The organism is Burkholderia sp. Bp9140 (genome assembly GCF_003853425.1).
Classification (GTDB): domain Bacteria; phylum Pseudomonadota; class Gammaproteobacteria; order Burkholderiales; family Burkholderiaceae; genus Burkholderia.
In genome coordinates, this window is record NZ_QTPQ01000008.1 from 101,720 (window position 1) to 117,733 (window position 16,014).

The window sequence follows — 16,014 nt, forward strand, 5'->3', positions numbered from 1 at the left end:
GCGGCCTTGAAAGTCGACAACCGGCATCTCGCCGGTCACTCGGGGGATCAGACGAAATGAAGATCAATCCGCAATATTCAGGTACCGGCCCGGTGCGCACGCGCATCGCACGGGGCACGATGATGGTCGCGATCCTCTGTATGGGAACGCTGACCGTGTACAGCGCACTGGCCCAGGAAGGCGCCGAATCGGCCGCGCTGATGAAGGGCGGTGCCGCCGCGCCGGCTGCCGTCGCCAAGGGACCGATGCAGATGACGATCAGCATGGCGCCGGCACCGGCGGCCGCGCCTGCCGCGTCGGCGGGGCCGCTGCGCGGGCCGAACTGCGTGGGCGTGATACGCGAGTCGACCAGCGTCAGCGTGCCGCTCGGCAAGTCGCTGCTGGTGCCGATGCCGGAGCCCGTCCGCAACCGGACCATCGGCAACCCGGCCGTCGCGCAGGCGACGATGGTGTCGCCGCAGACGCTGTACATCCTCGGGTTGACCGTCGGCACGACCAACATGATCGTGCAGGGCAAAAGCGGCGCATGCCGCGTGATCGACGTGGCGGTCGGCGCCGACGCCGGCGGCCTGCAGGCGTCGCTGATGCAACTGATGCCGAACGAGCGCGACATTCACGTGTCGACCGCCGCCGGCACGATCGTGCTGGCAGGCAACGTGTCGAACTCGCAGGCCGCGCAGCAGGCCGTGCAGATCGCCCGTGCGTACAGCGATAGCGCCAGTGACGGCGGCGGCAAGGGCGGCGGCGTGCTGAACATGCTGGCCGTCACGTCGCCGCAGCAGGTGATGCTCGAGGTGAAGGTCGCCGAAGTCTCGAAGACGCTGATCAACCAGATGGGCAGCGCGTTCAACATCCAGGGCGGTTTCGGCTCGTGGAGCGGCGCGCTCGTCAGCAACCTGCTCGCGGGCGTCGCAAGCGGCGCGATCTTCAACAAGGCGAACAACAAGCCGTTCAGCATCGCGGCCGATGCGCAGAACACCGACAACCTCGTCAAGATCCTCGCGGAGCCGAATCTCGTGACGATCAGCGGCCAGGAAGCGACCTTCCTCGCCGGCGGCAAGATCTTCATCCCGATCCCGCAGAGCAGCGGCAACGGCACATCGTCGATCACGCTGCAGGAAGAGGAGTTCGGTGTCGCGCTGAAGTTCACGCCGACCGTGCTCGGGAACGGCCGGATCAGCCTGAAGGTCGCGCCGGAAGTGTCGGAACTGTCGCAGACGGGCGTCACGCTCAGCGCGACCAATATCGGCGGCACGTCGATCCTGCCGCTGATCACGACGCGGCGCGCGTCCACGACGGTCCAGATGAGCGACGGCGAATCGTTCGCGATCGGCGGGCTGATCAAGGACAACGCGAGCGGCGCGCTGAAGGCGATCCCCGGCGTCGGCGAGGTGCCGGTGCTCGGCGCGCTGTTCCGCAGCACGTCGTTCCAGCAGGACCGCACCGAGCTGATCTTCGTGATCACGCCGCACCTGGTGAGGCCGCTGCAGACCGCCGACGTGCCGCTGCCGACCGACAGCTTCTCGAAGCCGCACGAAATCGACGTGTATGCGACCGGCAACATGGAAGGCCGCAAGGGTGTCCGCAAGACGGGCGCGCAACCGGCGAACGGCGCGATGGATGCACCGCAGACGCCGGCTCCGGCACCGGCTCCCGCACCGCAATCGGCTGCGCCGGCCGTACCGGCCGCCGCACTGCCCGCGCCGCGTGCGCCGCAGCCTGCCGATGCACCGGCGCCGGTGCCGGCACAGCCGGAGAAGGCCGCGGCTGCGGCGGCCGACGCGGCAGGGGCGGTGAGCGTCGAGGCGGCGCCTGCCGCGCAGCCGCAGCCGCAGCCGCAGCCGCAGCCGCAACAGCAACCGCAGGCCGATGCGGCCAGTGCGGCGCGGATCGCGCGCATCGAAGCGGCTGCCGCGCGTCTCGCGGCCGCTGGTTCCGCCACGCCGGCAAAACCCGAGCCGCGTTCGAAGCACAGCTTGCAGGCCGCCGCCCATGCGCAGATCGCGCGGGCGAATGCGGAACCCGCGTCCACCGATCGTTGAAGCCATCCAAGGGGAAGCTCATGAAATCCGCCTACCTCGTATTCGCGCGCCGCGCGGCGCTCGCAGTCCCGCTCGCGTTCGCGCTCGCCGGCTGCATGTCGTCGACCCCGGTGTGGGACAGCCGCTTCGGCGACTCGGTCCGCGCCGTCATGCAAGCCCAGATCATCGATCCGCATGCCGCCGAACACGCGGCATCGCGCCCGGGGGTCGACGGCAGTGCCGCCGCGAACGCGCTCGACAACTACGACAAGTCGTTCAAGCAGCCCGAGCCGAAAGCCAATGCATTCGTGATCGGGATCGGCAAGTCGTCGGGGCAATAACACAGGCATGCTCAGGGAGAACGCCATGTCCAGCGCAGCTCGTCATCCGAAACTCACGCGTCGCAGTCTCCGTCGTCAGCAAGGCGCCGTCGCGATCATCGTCGGTCTCGCACTGGCGGTGATGATCGGATTCGTCGGTCTCGCGCTGGACCTCGGCAAGCTGTACGTCACGCGCAGCGAACTGCAGAACAGCGCCGATGCGTGCGCGCTGTCCGCTGCGCGCGACCTTACGTCGGCCATCAGCCTGCAGGTCGCGGAAGCGGATGGCATCGCCGCCGGCCACTCGAATTTCGCGTTCTTTCAGCAGAACGCGGTACTGATGCAGACGGATTCGAACGTCACGTTCAGCGATTCGCTGACCAATCCGTTCCTGACGAAGACGGCGGTCGCCACGCCGGCGAACATCAAGTACGTGAAGTGCACGGCGGAGTTGAGCAACATCGCGCACTGGTTCATCGAGATACTCAACACGATCCCGGGCGTGCAGGTCGCGAACGCGGCGCAGGTCGCGGCGAGCGCGATCGCGACGGTCGGCTCCGGGCAGACCACCTGTGCGATCCCGGTATTCGTGTGCCGTGCGTCGGCCGCCGCGCCGTACAAGGTCGGCGACTGGATCTCGTCGCCGTCCGGCTCGTCGTCGACATACGGACCCGGCAACTTCGGCTGGGCGGCGCTCGACGGTTCGACGAGCGAGACGACCATCGCCAGCGAACTGTCCGGCAATAGCTGCAACATCACGTCGCCGCCCGACCTCGGTTCGACGGGCCTGAAGTCCGCGGCACTGCGTGCCTGGAATACCCGCTTCGGCATCTACACGAACGGCGCCAACGGCTCGAGCGGCCAGCCCGACTTCACCGGCTACGCGTATGTCGGCCCCAACTACGGGCCGCCGGGAACCGCGGGCATCGTCGGCGACGCATACGCGCAGTTCGTGCTCGATCGCGCGAGCTTCAAGTCCTATCAGGGCGACGGCGCGCCGCCCACCGGCAGCGGCATCTCGACCAACGGGACGGCGACGGCAAGCAACTACCAGACGTTCGGCGGCGACCGCCGGCTCGCGCTGGCCCCCGAGGGCGACTGCTCGACGCTGAGCGGGGCAAGCAGCAAGCTGCACGTCACGCAGTGGGACTGTGTATTGATGCTCGATCCGTTGCCGTTCAGCTCGGGAAGCGGCGCGGTCACGGCGCACCTCGAATACCTCGGCTCGACAGCGTCGGGCACGACGCCCTGCGCGACGCACGGCTTGCCGGGCAGCGGCAGTTCGGCCGGCATCAAGGTCCCGATGCTCGTTCAATAGAGGAGACGCGATCATGAAAAGGCTCCCGATTCGCCGGTCACGCATGCGCGGTGTCGCCGCGGTCGAGTTCGCGCTCGTGCTGATGCCGATGATCGTGCTCGCGACCGGCGTGGCCGAGTTCGGCCGCGCGATCTACCAGTACGAGACCATCACCAAGGCGACGCGCAACGCGGCGCGCTACCTGTCGGTCTTTCTGCCGACCGACAGCGCGTATCCGCTCGCGCAGGCGCAGTGCCTCGTCGTGTACGGCAGCACCACGTGCGGCTCCGCCGGCACCGAACTGGTGCCGGGGCTCACGACGTCGATGGTGATCGTCTGCGACGCCGCGCATTCGACCGATTGCGCCGACGCGTCCGACCCGCCGCAGTTCGCGAACCTGCCGACGTACGACTCGACCAACAACGCGGCAAGCGGCACGGCGACCGGCAGCATCAACGTCGTCGAGGTGAAGGTGAAGGGCTACCAGTACCAGCCGATTCCGGCCTACCCGGGGCTGTCCTCGATCACCTTCGGCAACATCATCACCGTGATGAGGCAAGTGTCATGAACGCGCGCCCCTTTCCGCTGTCGCGCCGCCGCGTCCAACGTGGCGCGACGATCGTCGAGTTCGCGCTGATCGCGTCGATCCTGATCATGCTGCTGATCGGCATCTTCGAGTTCGGGCGCGTGCTGTTTTACTGGAACACCGCGACCGAAGCCATCCGGCTCGGCGCACGCACGGCGATCGTCTGCGACGTGAACGCCGCCGGCGTCGTGAAGCGCGTGAAGTCGATGCTGCCGATCCTGTCGAACGCGAACGTGTCGGTGGCCTACACGCCATCGGGCTGCGACGTGAGCTCCTGCTCGTTCGTGACGGTCAGCATCACCAACGTGACGGTCAGGACGATGATTCCGATCGCGAATGTCGCGATCACGATGCCGCCATTCACCACGACGTTGTCGCGGGAAAGCCTGAATTCATCGACGGGCGGCACCGCCTGTCAATAATCGAACCGACGAGGCACAGCCATGATCAATATCCTCGTAGCTGCCGAAGATACCGCCCGGCTCACGCAGATCGCGCGCCTGGTCACCGACAGCGGACACTATCGCGTGACGCGCGCGCATGGACGGCCGTCCCAGATCGAGCATCGCACCGACGGGCTCGATTCATTCGACATCCTGCTGATCGACGGCGCGACGACCGATGGGGCCGAGCTGTCGGCGATCGAGCGGATTTGCCGGCTGCACCCGGGCCTGACCGGCATCCTGGTGACCGCGGATGCGGCGCCGCACGTGCTGCTGGACGCGATGCGCGCCGGCGCGCGCGACGTGCTGCAGTGGCCGATCGACCCCGCGGCGCTCGCCCGTGCGCTCGAACGCGCCGCCGCGCAAAGCACGCGGCGCGACAGCGACGATACGCGCTTCGTGTCGTTCATGTCGTGCAAGGGGGGCGCAGGCACGAGCTTCGTCGCGAGCAACGTCGCGTACGAGATCGCCGAAGGCTTCAAGCGCCGCGTGCTGCTGGTCGATCTCAACCAGCAGTTCGCGGATGCCGCGTTCCTCGTCAGCGACGAGACGCCGCCGTCGACGCTGCCGCAGCTGTGCACGCAGATCGAACGGCTCGACGGCGCGTTTCTCGACGCGAGCGTCGCGCACGTGACGCCGACGTTCCACGTGCTCGCGGGCGCGGGCGACCCGGTCAAGGCCGCCGAGATGCGCGAGGACGCGCTCGAATGGATCCTCGGCGTCGCGGCGCCGCGCTACGACTTCGTGATCTTCGACATCGGCGTCAGCATCAATCCGCTGTCGATGATCGCGCTGGATCGCAGCGACCAGATCCAGCTCGTGCTGCAGCCCGCGATGCCGCACGTGCGCGCGGGCCGCCGGCTGCTGGAGATTCTCGTGTCGCTCGGCTACCCGACCGACCAGTTGCGGCTGGTGGTGAATCGAATGACGCGCGCGAGCGAACGGTCCCGCGCCGCGCTCGAGGAAGTGCTCGGCCTGCACGCCAGCAGCACGATACCGGACGACGTCGACACCGTGCGCGAAGCGCTCGACCAGGGGCATCCGGCCTCGCGCGTCGCACGCGGCGCCGCGGTGACGCGTGCGTTGCAGGCCTGCGCGAAGCAGATCGTCGAAGGGGACGTGCGCACGAAGCGCGGCACGTCCAGCAGCGAACCGTTGATGTCCCGGCTGTTCGGCCGCAAGGCCACGCCGAAGCTCAAGTCCATGTGAATCTTTCGGGGAAACCATCATGTCATTGCGCGAACAGATGTCCTTGTACCGGACGCAGCCGCAGGCGGCGGGCACCGAACCGGCAGGTGCGACGCATTCGTCGGTACGCAACGCATACCAGAAGCTGCGCCGTGAAATTCACCTGGCGGTGCTCGAACGCGTCGAGCTGGAGCGTCTGTCACGCCTGCCGCAGGAACAGGTCCGGCAGGAAATCGCGGCGCTGATCTCGCGCATTCTCGACGAGGGGCGCCTGCCCGCGAACGACATCGAGCGGCGCCAGCTCGCGATCGACGTGTACGACGAAATGTTCGGTTTCGGCCCGCTGGAGGCGCTGCTGCGCGACCCCGGCATTTCCGACATCCTCGTGAATACCTATCGGCAGGTTTATGTCGAGCGCAGCGGTCAGCTCGAACTGACCGACGTGACGTTCTACGACGACGCGCACCTGATGAAGGTGATCGAGAAGATCGTGTCGCGCGTCGGGCGCCGCATCGACGAATCGACGCCGATGGTCGACGCGCGTCTGCCGGACGGCTCGCGTGTGAACGCGATCATTCCGCCGTCGGCGATCGACGGGCCGCTGATGTCGATCCGGCGCTTCGCGGTGAACCCGCTGAAGATGGACGACCTCGTGAGTTACCAGAGTCTCACGCCGCCGATGGCGGAATTGCTCGATGCGCTGGCCCAGGCGAAAGTGAACGTGCTCGTGTCGGGTGGCACCGGCAGCGGCAAGACGACGCTGCTCAACATCCTGTCGGGCTTCATTCCGAGAACGGAGCGGATCGTGACGATCGAGGACGCGGCCGAACTGCAACTGCAGCAACCGCACGTGCTGCGGCTCGAAACGCGGCCGCCGAACATCGAGGGCAAGGGCGAGATCACGCAACGCACGCTCGTGCGCAACGCGCTGCGGATGCGGCCGGACCGGATCATTCTCGGCGAAGTGCGCGGCGCGGAAGCGCTCGACATGCTCAATGCGATGAACACCGGCCACGAAGGCTCGCTCGCGACGATCCACGCGAACACGCCGCGCGATGCGCTCACGCGGCTCGAGAACATGATCAGCGTCGGCGGCCTGACGCTGCCGCCGAAGACGATGCGCCAGCAGATCGCGTCGGCGATCTCGGTGGTGGTCCAGGCGACGCGGCTCACCGACGGCAAGCGCAAGATCGTCAGCATCCAGGAGCTGACCGGGATGGAAGGCGACATCATCAACATGCAGGAGATCTTCACCTTCAAGCGCACCGGCATGGATCGCGACGGCACGGTGCGCGGACACTTCTGCGCGACCGGCGTGCGGCCGAAGTTCGCCGATCGGCTGCAGGCGTTCGGCATCAACCTGCCGGATTCGCTGTACGACCCGGCGCAGCGCTACGAGACGAAGTGACGACGCGCGGTCGTCTGAATCCGGGGAGGGTCTCATGGACTCGATCTTTTACGGTTTTGTGATTCTCACCTTCGTCGCGGTCGTGCTCGCGATCGAAGGCGTCTATCAATGGTGGAACACGCGCCACGGTGCCGCGGCGCGCCGGATCGAGTCGCGCCTGCGCGCGATGTCGGCCGGCGGCAGCGTGCAGCAGGAGCGGCTGTCGATTCTCAAGAAGCGGATGCTCGACGAGTCGAAACCGTTCGACCGGCTGTTGCTGCGCGTGCCGCGCGTGCAGTCGCTGGACCTGCTGCTGCAGCAATCGGGGCTCGACTGGACAGTTGCGAAACTGGCCGTGCTCAGCGCCGCATTTCCGGTGGTCGCGACGCTGGGCCTGATCGTCACCGCGTTGCCGCTGATCGCCGTGGTGCCGATTGCGCTCGTGACCGCGTGCCTGCCGACAATGTACGTGATGCGGCACCGCAACCGGCGGATGCTCAAGCTCGAGCGCCAACTGCCGGACGTCTGCGACATGATCGCGCGCGCGCTACGCTCCGGCCACTCGTTTACGAGCGCGCTCGGGATGGTCGGCGAGGAGTTTCCCGATCCGATGGGAGGCGAATTCCGGATCACGTTCGACGAGATCAATTACGGCGTATCGCTGCACGATGCGCTGGTGAACCTCGCGACGCGCGTGCCGGCCCACGACCTGCGCTACTTCGTGATCGCGGTGCTGATCCAGCGCGAGACCGGCGGCAACCTGGCCGAACTGCTCGACAGCATCGCAGCGCTGGTTCGCGAGCGCTTCAAGCTGTTCGACAAGGTCCGCGTGCTGTCGGCGGAAGGGCGGCTGTCGGCCTGGATCCTCGGGCTGCTGCCGTTCGGCACCGCGGGCATGATGGCGGTGTTGAACCGGGAGTTTCTGTCGGTGCTCTGGCAGGATCCGGCCGGCATCAAGATGGTTGGCGTGATGCTCGGGTCGATGGCATTCGGCCTGCTGTGGATTCGCCGCATCATCCGGATTCGCGTCTGACGCGTGTCTCAGGCTTCACGAACCGATTCGAGGCTGTCATGCAAAACCTGAGCGTAATACATACCGTGATGCTGGCCGGCTTGTTCATTTTCGTCGCCGGCGGCGTGCTGGTTGCGTTGCTGCTGTTTGCGCCGCGCAACATGGAGCGCCGAATCCAGCAGGCGAGCGGGGCAAGTGTGGGCGTCGGCGCCGGCGCGGACGACGGCGGCGGGCAAACATCGCGCTGGGTCGCGAAACTCGTCGAGCTGTCGCAACCGATTTCCCGGCTGTCGCTGCCGCAGGAGGGCTGGGAGAATTCGCCGCTGCGGATCCGGCTGATGAATGCCGGCTGGCGCGATCCGAACGCGGGCGCGCTTTACTTCGCGGCGAAGACGGTGCTCGCGCTCGCGCTGCCGGGCGCTGCGCTGCTGGCGCTCGCCACGACCCGGCTCGCGGATCAACGCATGCTGCTGTCGATCATCCTCGTCGCGCTTGCCGGGCTCGGTTACTACGTGCCGAACGTGATCCTCTCGAGGCGGATCGCGACGCGTCAGCGGGTGATCTTCGAGGACTTCCCGGATGCGCTGGACTTGCTGACCGTATGCGTCGAGGCAGGGCTCGGGCTCGATGCGGCGCTGATGAGGGTGAGCGAGGAACTGCGCTTTCGCAGCGAAGTGGTCGCGGGCGAGCTCGACTTGCTGCTGCTCGAGATGCGTTCCGGGTTCACGAAGGAAACCGCGCTGCGCAATTTCGCACTGCGGACCGGCGTCGAGGACATCGAATCGTTCTGCGCGATGCTGATCCAGGCCGATCGCTTCGGCACGAGCATCGCCGAATCGCTGCGCGTGCTCTCGGACATGCTGCGCACGCGGCGGCGGATGCGGGCCGAGGAGCGCGCCGCGAAGATTGCGCTGAAGCTGCTGTTCCCGCTGATCTTCTGCATCTTCCCGGCGCTGATGTGCGTGTTGCTGGGGCCGGCCATGATTCACGTGTATCGCGTGCTGCTGCCGACCTTCACTGGCGTCGGGCACTGAGCGCGGCGCGGAACGCCGCGCGAAACGGATTTGCGTGCCGGCACGGCATCACCCGTCGACCGGCACGCTCACCGTCTTCATGGGAGGCTCCTTCTCCCCCCCGGGCTGCGTCGCGAGACAGGTCGATCATAGCGGCGTCAACGCAACCCGGACCCATGGTCGACCCTGGATACAGCCGTAGTCCACTGCCCGCGCGGGTGGCCCCCTACGGCTGACCTCGAACGCAGCCGCGGCCGCGCGCCGGCCGGACTGAAAGCCGATCCGAAGCGATCGGTCCGCACGGCGCATGCTGCCCGAAATTCCCCTTGAAATCCCCGGTTCGAATTCCTAGGATTATTCAAAATCAGGCTTGAATGACGGTGCGAACGGGACGATTGACCTGCATCCCGGATAGATCGAACACAACACCCGAAAATCAAGCGACTGCCCGACGATACGGAAAACAGGCCAGTCATCCACGATCAAGGCCGGGGGAATCATGACCGAACATACTGCGCGACGCACGCGGCCTGACGCTTCATCGAGCCGGCACACACCCGTGTGGAGCGAACCCGCGAAGCCGCCGGGCATCGTTGCGCATCCCCTACCTCCCGATTCCTGACAGCCGGCGCGCCCCCAGGCGCGCCCTGAACGCCGCTTTCTCACCGATACCCTGCGCATCGGCGCCCGCGCGCCCAGGCCCGCATGCGGCCGGCGTGGCGACGCGCGTCGCGCAGTCGACGGACCGACATAACAATTCGAACGAGGGACGCAGCATGGCCATCCATGTGCCTGTGACACGCCGGACGTTTCTGAAGCTCGCGGGTAGCGGCGCCGTCGTCGCCGTTTCGGTCACCCATTTGCCGGCCGTCGTGCTCGCCGCCGGCGAGACGCAGGCCGATGCGAACGGTCCGAACTGGGCGCCCGTGCCCGGCAAGGCGCGCTGGCGCATCGACGGCATGCCGAAGGTAACGGGCCAGAAGATTTACGCGCGCGACTTCAAGTCCCGCGACTTCGTCGGCTGGCCGCAGCAGGAAAACTGGCTCTATGCGCTGCGCTGCGACCGCGTCGACGCCGTGTACCAAGGCTACGACCTCGGCGTGCTGCCGCCGGAACTGCGACCCATCGCCGTCGTCGACAACGCATTGCTGAGCGCGCGCCGGATTCCGCTGGCACCGGAACCCGATCCGATCGCGAACCAGGACATCTACTGGCTCGCGCGGGCCGGCTATCCGGCGGACTGCTACGGGCAACCGGCCGCGCTGCTGATCTTCGAGAACTTCGACGTCTATCGCCGCGCGAAGAAACTGCTCGACTTCAATCGCGGCGTGATCCGCTACGGCGCGCCGGTCGGCCCGGGCCAGGCCGCACCGGTCGTGCCGTATGCGCCCGTGACCCTCTACGTGCGCGACGACGAACGACGGTTCAGCTACGTCGACAACTACCAGACCGACAGCAACGGCAAGCCGACCGCGAAGTACCTGGAGGAACGCGAGGCGGCGGTCGCCAACATCGACGCGACGATTGCCCGCAATGTGGCCGCCGGCACGTGGATCGGCGTTCGGGCGACCGGCGACGACGGCTTCGAGACGCCGGCGATGGACCCGATGTTCATGGAGCCCGAGGCGGGACTCGCATGGTACGACGCGTCGGCCGCGACAATCAGCCTCGTGCTCGGCACGCAGTCGGCGAACGACGATGCGACCGGCGCGTGCGCGCTGTTCGACGGCAGCGACGTCGCGGTCAAGGCGGCGCATGTGATCGCGTGCTATCCGGGCGGCGGCTTCGGCGGACGCGACAAGTCCTATTTCCCGCTGTATCTGGCGCTGGCGGCACCGTTCGCGAAGGGTGCGCTGCGCTGGCAGCAGTCGCGCTACGAACAATTCCAGGTCGGCCTGAAACGCTGCGAGACGCAGTTTTCCGAATCGCTGTGGTTCGACCGTCGCGGCAAGCTCGAAGCGATCACCTGCGATTTCCTGATGAATGGCGGCGGGAAGAAGAACCTGTCGCCGTACGTTGCGCAGCTTGCCGCATTGAGCGCGATGAGCTGCTACGAGATCCCGCGCGCACGCGCGCAGGCCGCATCGACCTACACGCGGGAAGTCTTCGGTGGGTCGCAGCGCGGCTTCGGCGGGCCGCAGGCGTTCATGGCGATCGAGACGCTGATGGACGAGGCCGCGCGCCAGCTCGGCCTCTCGCCGTTCGAGATCCGGCGCGCCAATCTGCTCGGCAAGGCGCCCGGTCCCGGCAAGGGACGCGCGATCACGGGTGCACCGATCCTGTTCGACCTGCAGCTCGACGCGCTGCTCGACCGGCTCGAGCGTCATCCGCTATGGCTCGAGCGCGAGCAGGCGCGCGCCGAGCGCAACGCACGCAACCTCCGCTACGGCGTCGGTCTCGCGATGGCGAACGAGGCGTACGGCACCTCCGGCGACGGGATGTTCGGGATGGTGCAGATCCTGCCCGACAGCAGCCTGCGCGTGGTCACGCCGTATACCGACATGGGCAACGGCGCGGCCACGACGCTCGGTCTCGCGCCGGCCGAGTTTCTCGGGCAAAACGCGCAAACGATTGCGATGAGCGAGATCGGACCGTTCAACGCGCTCGGGCTCAACCCGAAGGCCAAGCCGAGCGATTCGAAGTGGGTGCGCTACAACTATGGTTCGTCGAGCGCGTGCCTCGGCGCATTCCATCAGTACCACGCGGTGAAGGGCGCCGCGCAGGCGCTGTTTCTGCAAAGCGTGCTGCCGGCCGCGCGTGCGTGGTGGGGCGTGCCCGTACGGGCCGAGGACGTGCGCTGGGTCGATCGTGCGCTTGTCGCGAACGGCCTCGCGCCGATTGCGTGGCCGGCGCTGCTCGGCACGATCAGGAAGCTGGGCCTGCAGACGGTCGCGGCCGTGCATGCGAGCTATGCCGGGTACTTCTGGAAGGGCACCTATCCGTTCGCGTCCGGCAGTGCGCAGATCGACTACGACTACGTGGCGGTCGGCCTCGACCCGTATCGCCTGGCGCCGCTGCAGCGCGTGCTGCAGCCGCCACCGGTCAATACGACACTCTATGGGCGCACGACCTACGCGCCGTCGGCGACGCTCGTCGCGGTGGCCGTCGATTCGGCGACCGGGCGCGTGAAGGTCGAACGCGTGGTGACGGCCGTGAGCGTCGGCCGGCAGTTGTCGCCGGAACTCGTCGAAGGGCAGTCGCAGGGCGCGGTCGCGATGGGGATCGGCAACGTGCTGACCGAAACCTGTCCGCTGGGGCCCGACGGACCGGGCGGCGGCCGATGGAATCTCGATCGCTACGAGGTCACGCGGCTGCCGGACATCCCCGTGCAGGAACTGATCGCCTTGCCGCCGCCGGCCGGCGATCCGGCGAATGCACGCGGCATTGCGGAAGCGGTGATGTGTCCGATCGCGCCGGCGCTGCTCAATGCGCTCGCGATGGCGACGGGGCGGCGGTTCCGGGTGACGCCCGTGACGCCGGAGAAGATTCGGGAGGCACTGCAATGAGCAATCCGGTCCGGATGACCATCAACGGCAAGCGCGTCGAAGCAGACGCCGCCGACGGCGACATGAACCTCATCGACTTCCTGCACGAGCGGCGGGACCTGACGGGCACGAAGCTGTGCTGCGGCATCGGCGTGTGCCGCGCGTGCACGGTCGGCGTGCGCAACGCGCCCGATGCGCCGATGGAAAAGACACTGTCGTGCTCGACGCCGGTCAGCGCGATGGCGGACATGCACGTGTACACGATCGAAGGGCTCGCGCAGGGCGGTGCGCTGTCGCCGCTGCAGCAGAGCTTTCTCGAATCGTTCGCGTTCCAGTGCGGCTACTGCGCGTCGGGCTTCCTGATGGCCGCGACCGCGATGCTCGACCATCTGCGCGCGCAGCCGGTGCACGAGCGCGATCTGGACGCGATGATCGAAACCTGGGTCGGCGGCAACATCTGCCGGTGCACCGGCTACGTCAAGTACATCGAGGCCATTCGCAAGGTGGCGCTGCGCTACACCAAGGGGGCGGCATGACGACGAGAACCTGCGTCGCCGCGCTGGCGATATTGCTGGCCGTGCAGGTTGCGCCGGTCGCGCTCGCGGCGGACGACGGCGATACTTCGCTGCATGCGTATGCGCAGCAGTGCACCGACGAAATCGGCGAGATTCCCGCGTTCGACTGCAACGCCGGCACCGATGTGCCGATCACCGTCAACGGCCGCGTGCCCGTGCGCTATGCGGCGCACATGACGTGCGATCGCCCGGCGCTGCTGCCGTATGACGCGCCGACGTCCGGGCAGTGCACGCCGTATTCGAAGATCCTCGACCTGTCCCACGGCGACACGCAGATCTCGGCGTTTTGCCGTCGCAAGCAGATCCGCGCGAACCGCAGTCCGTACTACGACGAAGTCGACATCGTGCTGCACCATGCGGGCAACGGCAAGACCTGCTGGTTCCATGCGGAGAAGGGCGGCACGGCCGGCATGAACGCAGCGCGCGTGCCGCCGCCGAACGAGACGACGCCGCCGCCCGGCCATCCGTCCGCGGCCGAGTTCTGGTGGAAGCCGGCCGCGACCGCGACGAAGCGCTGCGTATCCTGTCACGATGCGAGCCCGGTCATGTACAGCCCGTGGATCGGGCAGGTATGGAACAAGGTGCCGACCGATCCGTGGGGCAAGTACGTGAATCTCGGCGCCGACTTCGCGTCGTGGACATCGCATGCGATCAGCACGCCCGGCAATACCTGCATCGGCTGTCACCGGATCGGCGACCAGAACAGCTGCAAGATCTACGTGCCGCTCGCCGCCGGGCTGCTGCCGCCGCCGAAAGGCAGCAACGCGCGCGCGAGCCGGTATCCGCTGACGCACTGGATGCCGATCGACAACAACAAGAGCCTCTACGAATGGAATGCGGCCAACGCGAAGTCGGTGAGCGACCTGCTCGAATGCTGTTCGGCGCGCGGCAAGAACGATCCGAAGTGCAGCTTCACGCCGGCCGCGCAGGCGGCGAAATAGGCCGCGCGCGATTCGCCGTACCGGCGTGTCACGACCGCCCCTCGCCCGGTGCGTCCGCTGCCTTGCCGAGTTCGCCCACGATGATCCGCGCGGCCACGTTGGCCGGTGCGCGGCCGTCGGGGCCGGCCATTCCGAGAGCCAACGGACACGCGTCTGCGCGCCGAACGCGTGTCTCTCGTTCGTGATGCGAGATCGGCCGGCGTCGCCGGCCGGGATTGCGCGTCACTGAAAATGATGCACGTACCGCAGCACCATCCGCGTGCCCTGCGGCCGGTTGCGCGCATAGACTTCGAAATACGCGTTGAACATCAGGTGATCCTGCGGCGAGAAGCTGACCATCGCGCCCGGCCCGATCGCGAGCACGGCTTCGCGCGTGCCGGAAACGTCCTGCCCGTTCGCCTTCATGTCGGTGGTCTGCCGCAGCCAGTAGCCGTTCAGTCCCAGTCGCAACCCGGGGCGCACTTCATACTCGGTCGCGAAGTTCGCGTGCACGGCCTGACCGGCCTGCGTCGAGCTCACGTCGGGCCCGAGCGCGCTCGCCGGCGCGTGATTGGTCGCATTCCACAGATAGTGCAGCCGCCATGACACGGTCCACTTCGGCGTGACCCAGAACGTCGCGGCCCAGTACGGATCGAACGACCAGAAATGGCTGCCCGGATTGATCGCGCGCGCCGGATCGTATGCACCTGTCGGCGCGATGAACTGGAATTCCACCCGCTGTGCGAAGCGCGGGCCCCGCGCGCCCATCACCGGATCGAACTGGATGAACGGGCCGACCAGCAGGTCGCCGAACCCGGCACGGGAATTCAGCGCGACGTTGCCGATCCCGTCGTTCGCATGCACGGCCGCCACCCACGGCAGGATCACGTCGAGCCCGGGATGCATGCCGCCGAACGTCAGCGGCGACTGGTAGACGAGCTGGCTCAGCCCTGCGAACAGGTCGATGTCCTGCTTCGGCAGCCCGACCTTGTTGCCGGCATTGTCGTTGATGCGGCCGGCCGTGTAGTACTCGAGATACTGCGTGCCGTACCAGCCGGAGCCTGCCGGCGGCATCCCGTCGAGGAAACTGGTCATCCCGAGATTGACCGACGGCAGGTCGGTCGCATGGGCCGGCGCGTGTCCGGTCAGGCCGGCGAACACGAGGCCCGCGATTGCAAGCAGGCGAGAGCCGCATTTCATCATCACCACCTCCTGAATATTTATATGTATGACTAATCAAATGGTGCGAGAAAGATCGGGATGTGCCGAGATCGCGCGATACTGGCCTGCATGGAACACGAGCGGCGCATGGCCGTTCGTATCGAATGCCTCGATCTGACCGATGAACAGCAGGTGGTCGCCGCCTTCGTAATGGCCGACGTTGCGGCACACGAAACGTGCGCTCGAGCCGTCGAGGCAGGGCACGCCGCCTGCAGCGGCGTCCACGTGCGGCACGCCGTCGAACTTGTCGGCGCACGGCGTCGCGAAACGGCGCGACAGCTCGATCTGGTCGTGCGCGAGGATGTTGATCGCGAAGTGCGTGGCCGCGACGAAATCGGGGCGGCTCGGTGCGACCTTGCGCAGGCTCCACAGCACGAGCGGCGGGTCGAGCGACAGCGACGAGAACGAATTGGCGGTGAGGCCGACCTTGCGCCCGTCCGGCGAGCGCGTGGTGATCACGGTGACGCCGGTCGGAAACTGCCCGAATGCGGCGCGCAATTGCAGCGGGTCAAGGGCCGGACTGCAGGAAGCGGTGGTGTCCATGTC

General features: G+C 67.2%; 14 protein-coding genes. 12 read left to right on the forward strand and 2 right to left on the reverse strand.

Annotation, left to right across the window (positions count from 1 at the left end; all coding sequences use genetic code 11):
- Window positions 1-56: 56 nt before the first annotated feature.
- The 12 genes from DIE21_RS09205 (at window position 57) to DIE21_RS09260 (ending at window position 14,268) form a co-directional block, all read left to right on the forward strand.
- Window positions 57-2,042, forward strand: a complete 1,986-nt coding sequence (locus tag DIE21_RS09205; RefSeq protein ID WP_124497397.1) for a type II and III secretion system protein family protein — start codon at window positions 57-59, stop codon at window positions 2,040-2,042.
- 20 nt (window positions 2,043-2,062) lie between these two features.
- Entirely contained in the window at window positions 2,063-2,362 is a 300-nt protein-coding gene (locus DIE21_RS09210; protein ID WP_124497398.1) for a hypothetical protein, read from the forward strand.
- Window positions 2,363-2,387: 25 nt separating this feature from the next.
- On the forward strand, window positions 2,388-3,659 hold the full coding sequence (locus tag DIE21_RS09215; RefSeq protein WP_124497399.1) for a pilus assembly protein TadG-related protein: 1,272 nt from the start codon (window positions 2,388-2,390) through the stop codon (window positions 3,657-3,659).
- Between the two features lie 13 nt (window positions 3,660-3,672).
- Entirely contained in the window at window positions 3,673-4,206 is a 534-nt protein-coding gene (locus DIE21_RS09220) for a TadE/TadG family type IV pilus assembly protein (RefSeq protein ID WP_124497400.1), read from the forward strand.
- Complete coding sequence (locus DIE21_RS09225) at window positions 4,203-4,646, forward strand: TadE/TadG family type IV pilus assembly protein (RefSeq protein WP_124497401.1); 444 nt, start codon at window positions 4,203-4,205, stop codon at window positions 4,644-4,646. Before DIE21_RS09220 ends, DIE21_RS09225 begins: the two co-directional genes overlap by 4 nt.
- Window positions 4,647-4,667: 21 nt before the next feature.
- Window positions 4,668-5,876 carry an AAA family ATPase gene (locus tag DIE21_RS09230; protein WP_124497402.1) on the forward strand — a complete coding sequence of 403 codons (1,209 nt, stop codon included), beginning with the start codon at window positions 4,668-4,670 and terminating at the stop codon, window positions 5,874-5,876.
- Between the two features lie 19 nt (window positions 5,877-5,895).
- Window positions 5,896-7,263 (forward strand): CpaF family protein, encoded by a 1,368-nt coding sequence (locus DIE21_RS09235; protein WP_124497403.1) that lies wholly within the window; start codon window positions 5,896-5,898, stop codon window positions 7,261-7,263.
- 34 nt (window positions 7,264-7,297) lie between these two features.
- Window positions 7,298-8,275, forward strand: a complete 978-nt coding sequence (locus tag DIE21_RS09240; protein ID WP_124497404.1) for a type II secretion system F family protein — start codon at window positions 7,298-7,300, stop codon at window positions 8,273-8,275.
- Window positions 8,276-8,313: 38 nt separating this feature from the next.
- A complete protein-coding gene (locus DIE21_RS09245; protein ID WP_124497405.1) occupies window positions 8,314-9,288 on the forward strand; it encodes a type II secretion system F family protein in 975 nt (324 codons plus the stop codon).
- A gap of 755 nt (window positions 9,289-10,043) precedes the next feature.
- A complete protein-coding gene (locus DIE21_RS09250; protein ID WP_124497406.1) occupies window positions 10,044-12,773 on the forward strand; it encodes a xanthine dehydrogenase family protein molybdopterin-binding subunit in 2,730 nt (909 codons plus the stop codon).
- Complete coding sequence (locus DIE21_RS09255; RefSeq protein WP_124497407.1) at window positions 12,770-13,288, forward strand: (2Fe-2S)-binding protein; 519 nt, start codon at window positions 12,770-12,772, stop codon at window positions 13,286-13,288. Before DIE21_RS09250 ends, DIE21_RS09255 begins: the two co-directional genes overlap by 4 nt.
- On the forward strand, window positions 13,285-14,268 hold the full coding sequence (locus DIE21_RS09260; RefSeq protein ID WP_124497408.1) for a hypothetical protein: 984 nt from the start codon (window positions 13,285-13,287) through the stop codon (window positions 14,266-14,268). The genes DIE21_RS09255 and DIE21_RS09260 overlap by 4 nt, the downstream gene beginning before the upstream one ends.
- Window positions 14,269-14,490: 222 nt before the next feature.
- On the opposite strand, the gene DIE21_RS09265 is transcribed toward DIE21_RS09260, so the two are convergent.
- Complete coding sequence (locus DIE21_RS09265; RefSeq protein WP_124497409.1) at window positions 14,491-15,450, reverse strand: transporter; 960 nt, start codon at window positions 15,448-15,450, stop codon at window positions 14,491-14,493.
- A 33-nt stretch (window positions 15,451-15,483) separates the two neighbouring features.
- On the reverse strand, window positions 15,484-16,011 hold the full coding sequence (locus tag DIE21_RS09270; protein WP_124497410.1) for a flavin reductase family protein: 528 nt from the start codon (window positions 16,009-16,011) through the stop codon (window positions 15,484-15,486).
- Window positions 16,012-16,014 lie beyond the last annotated feature (3 nt).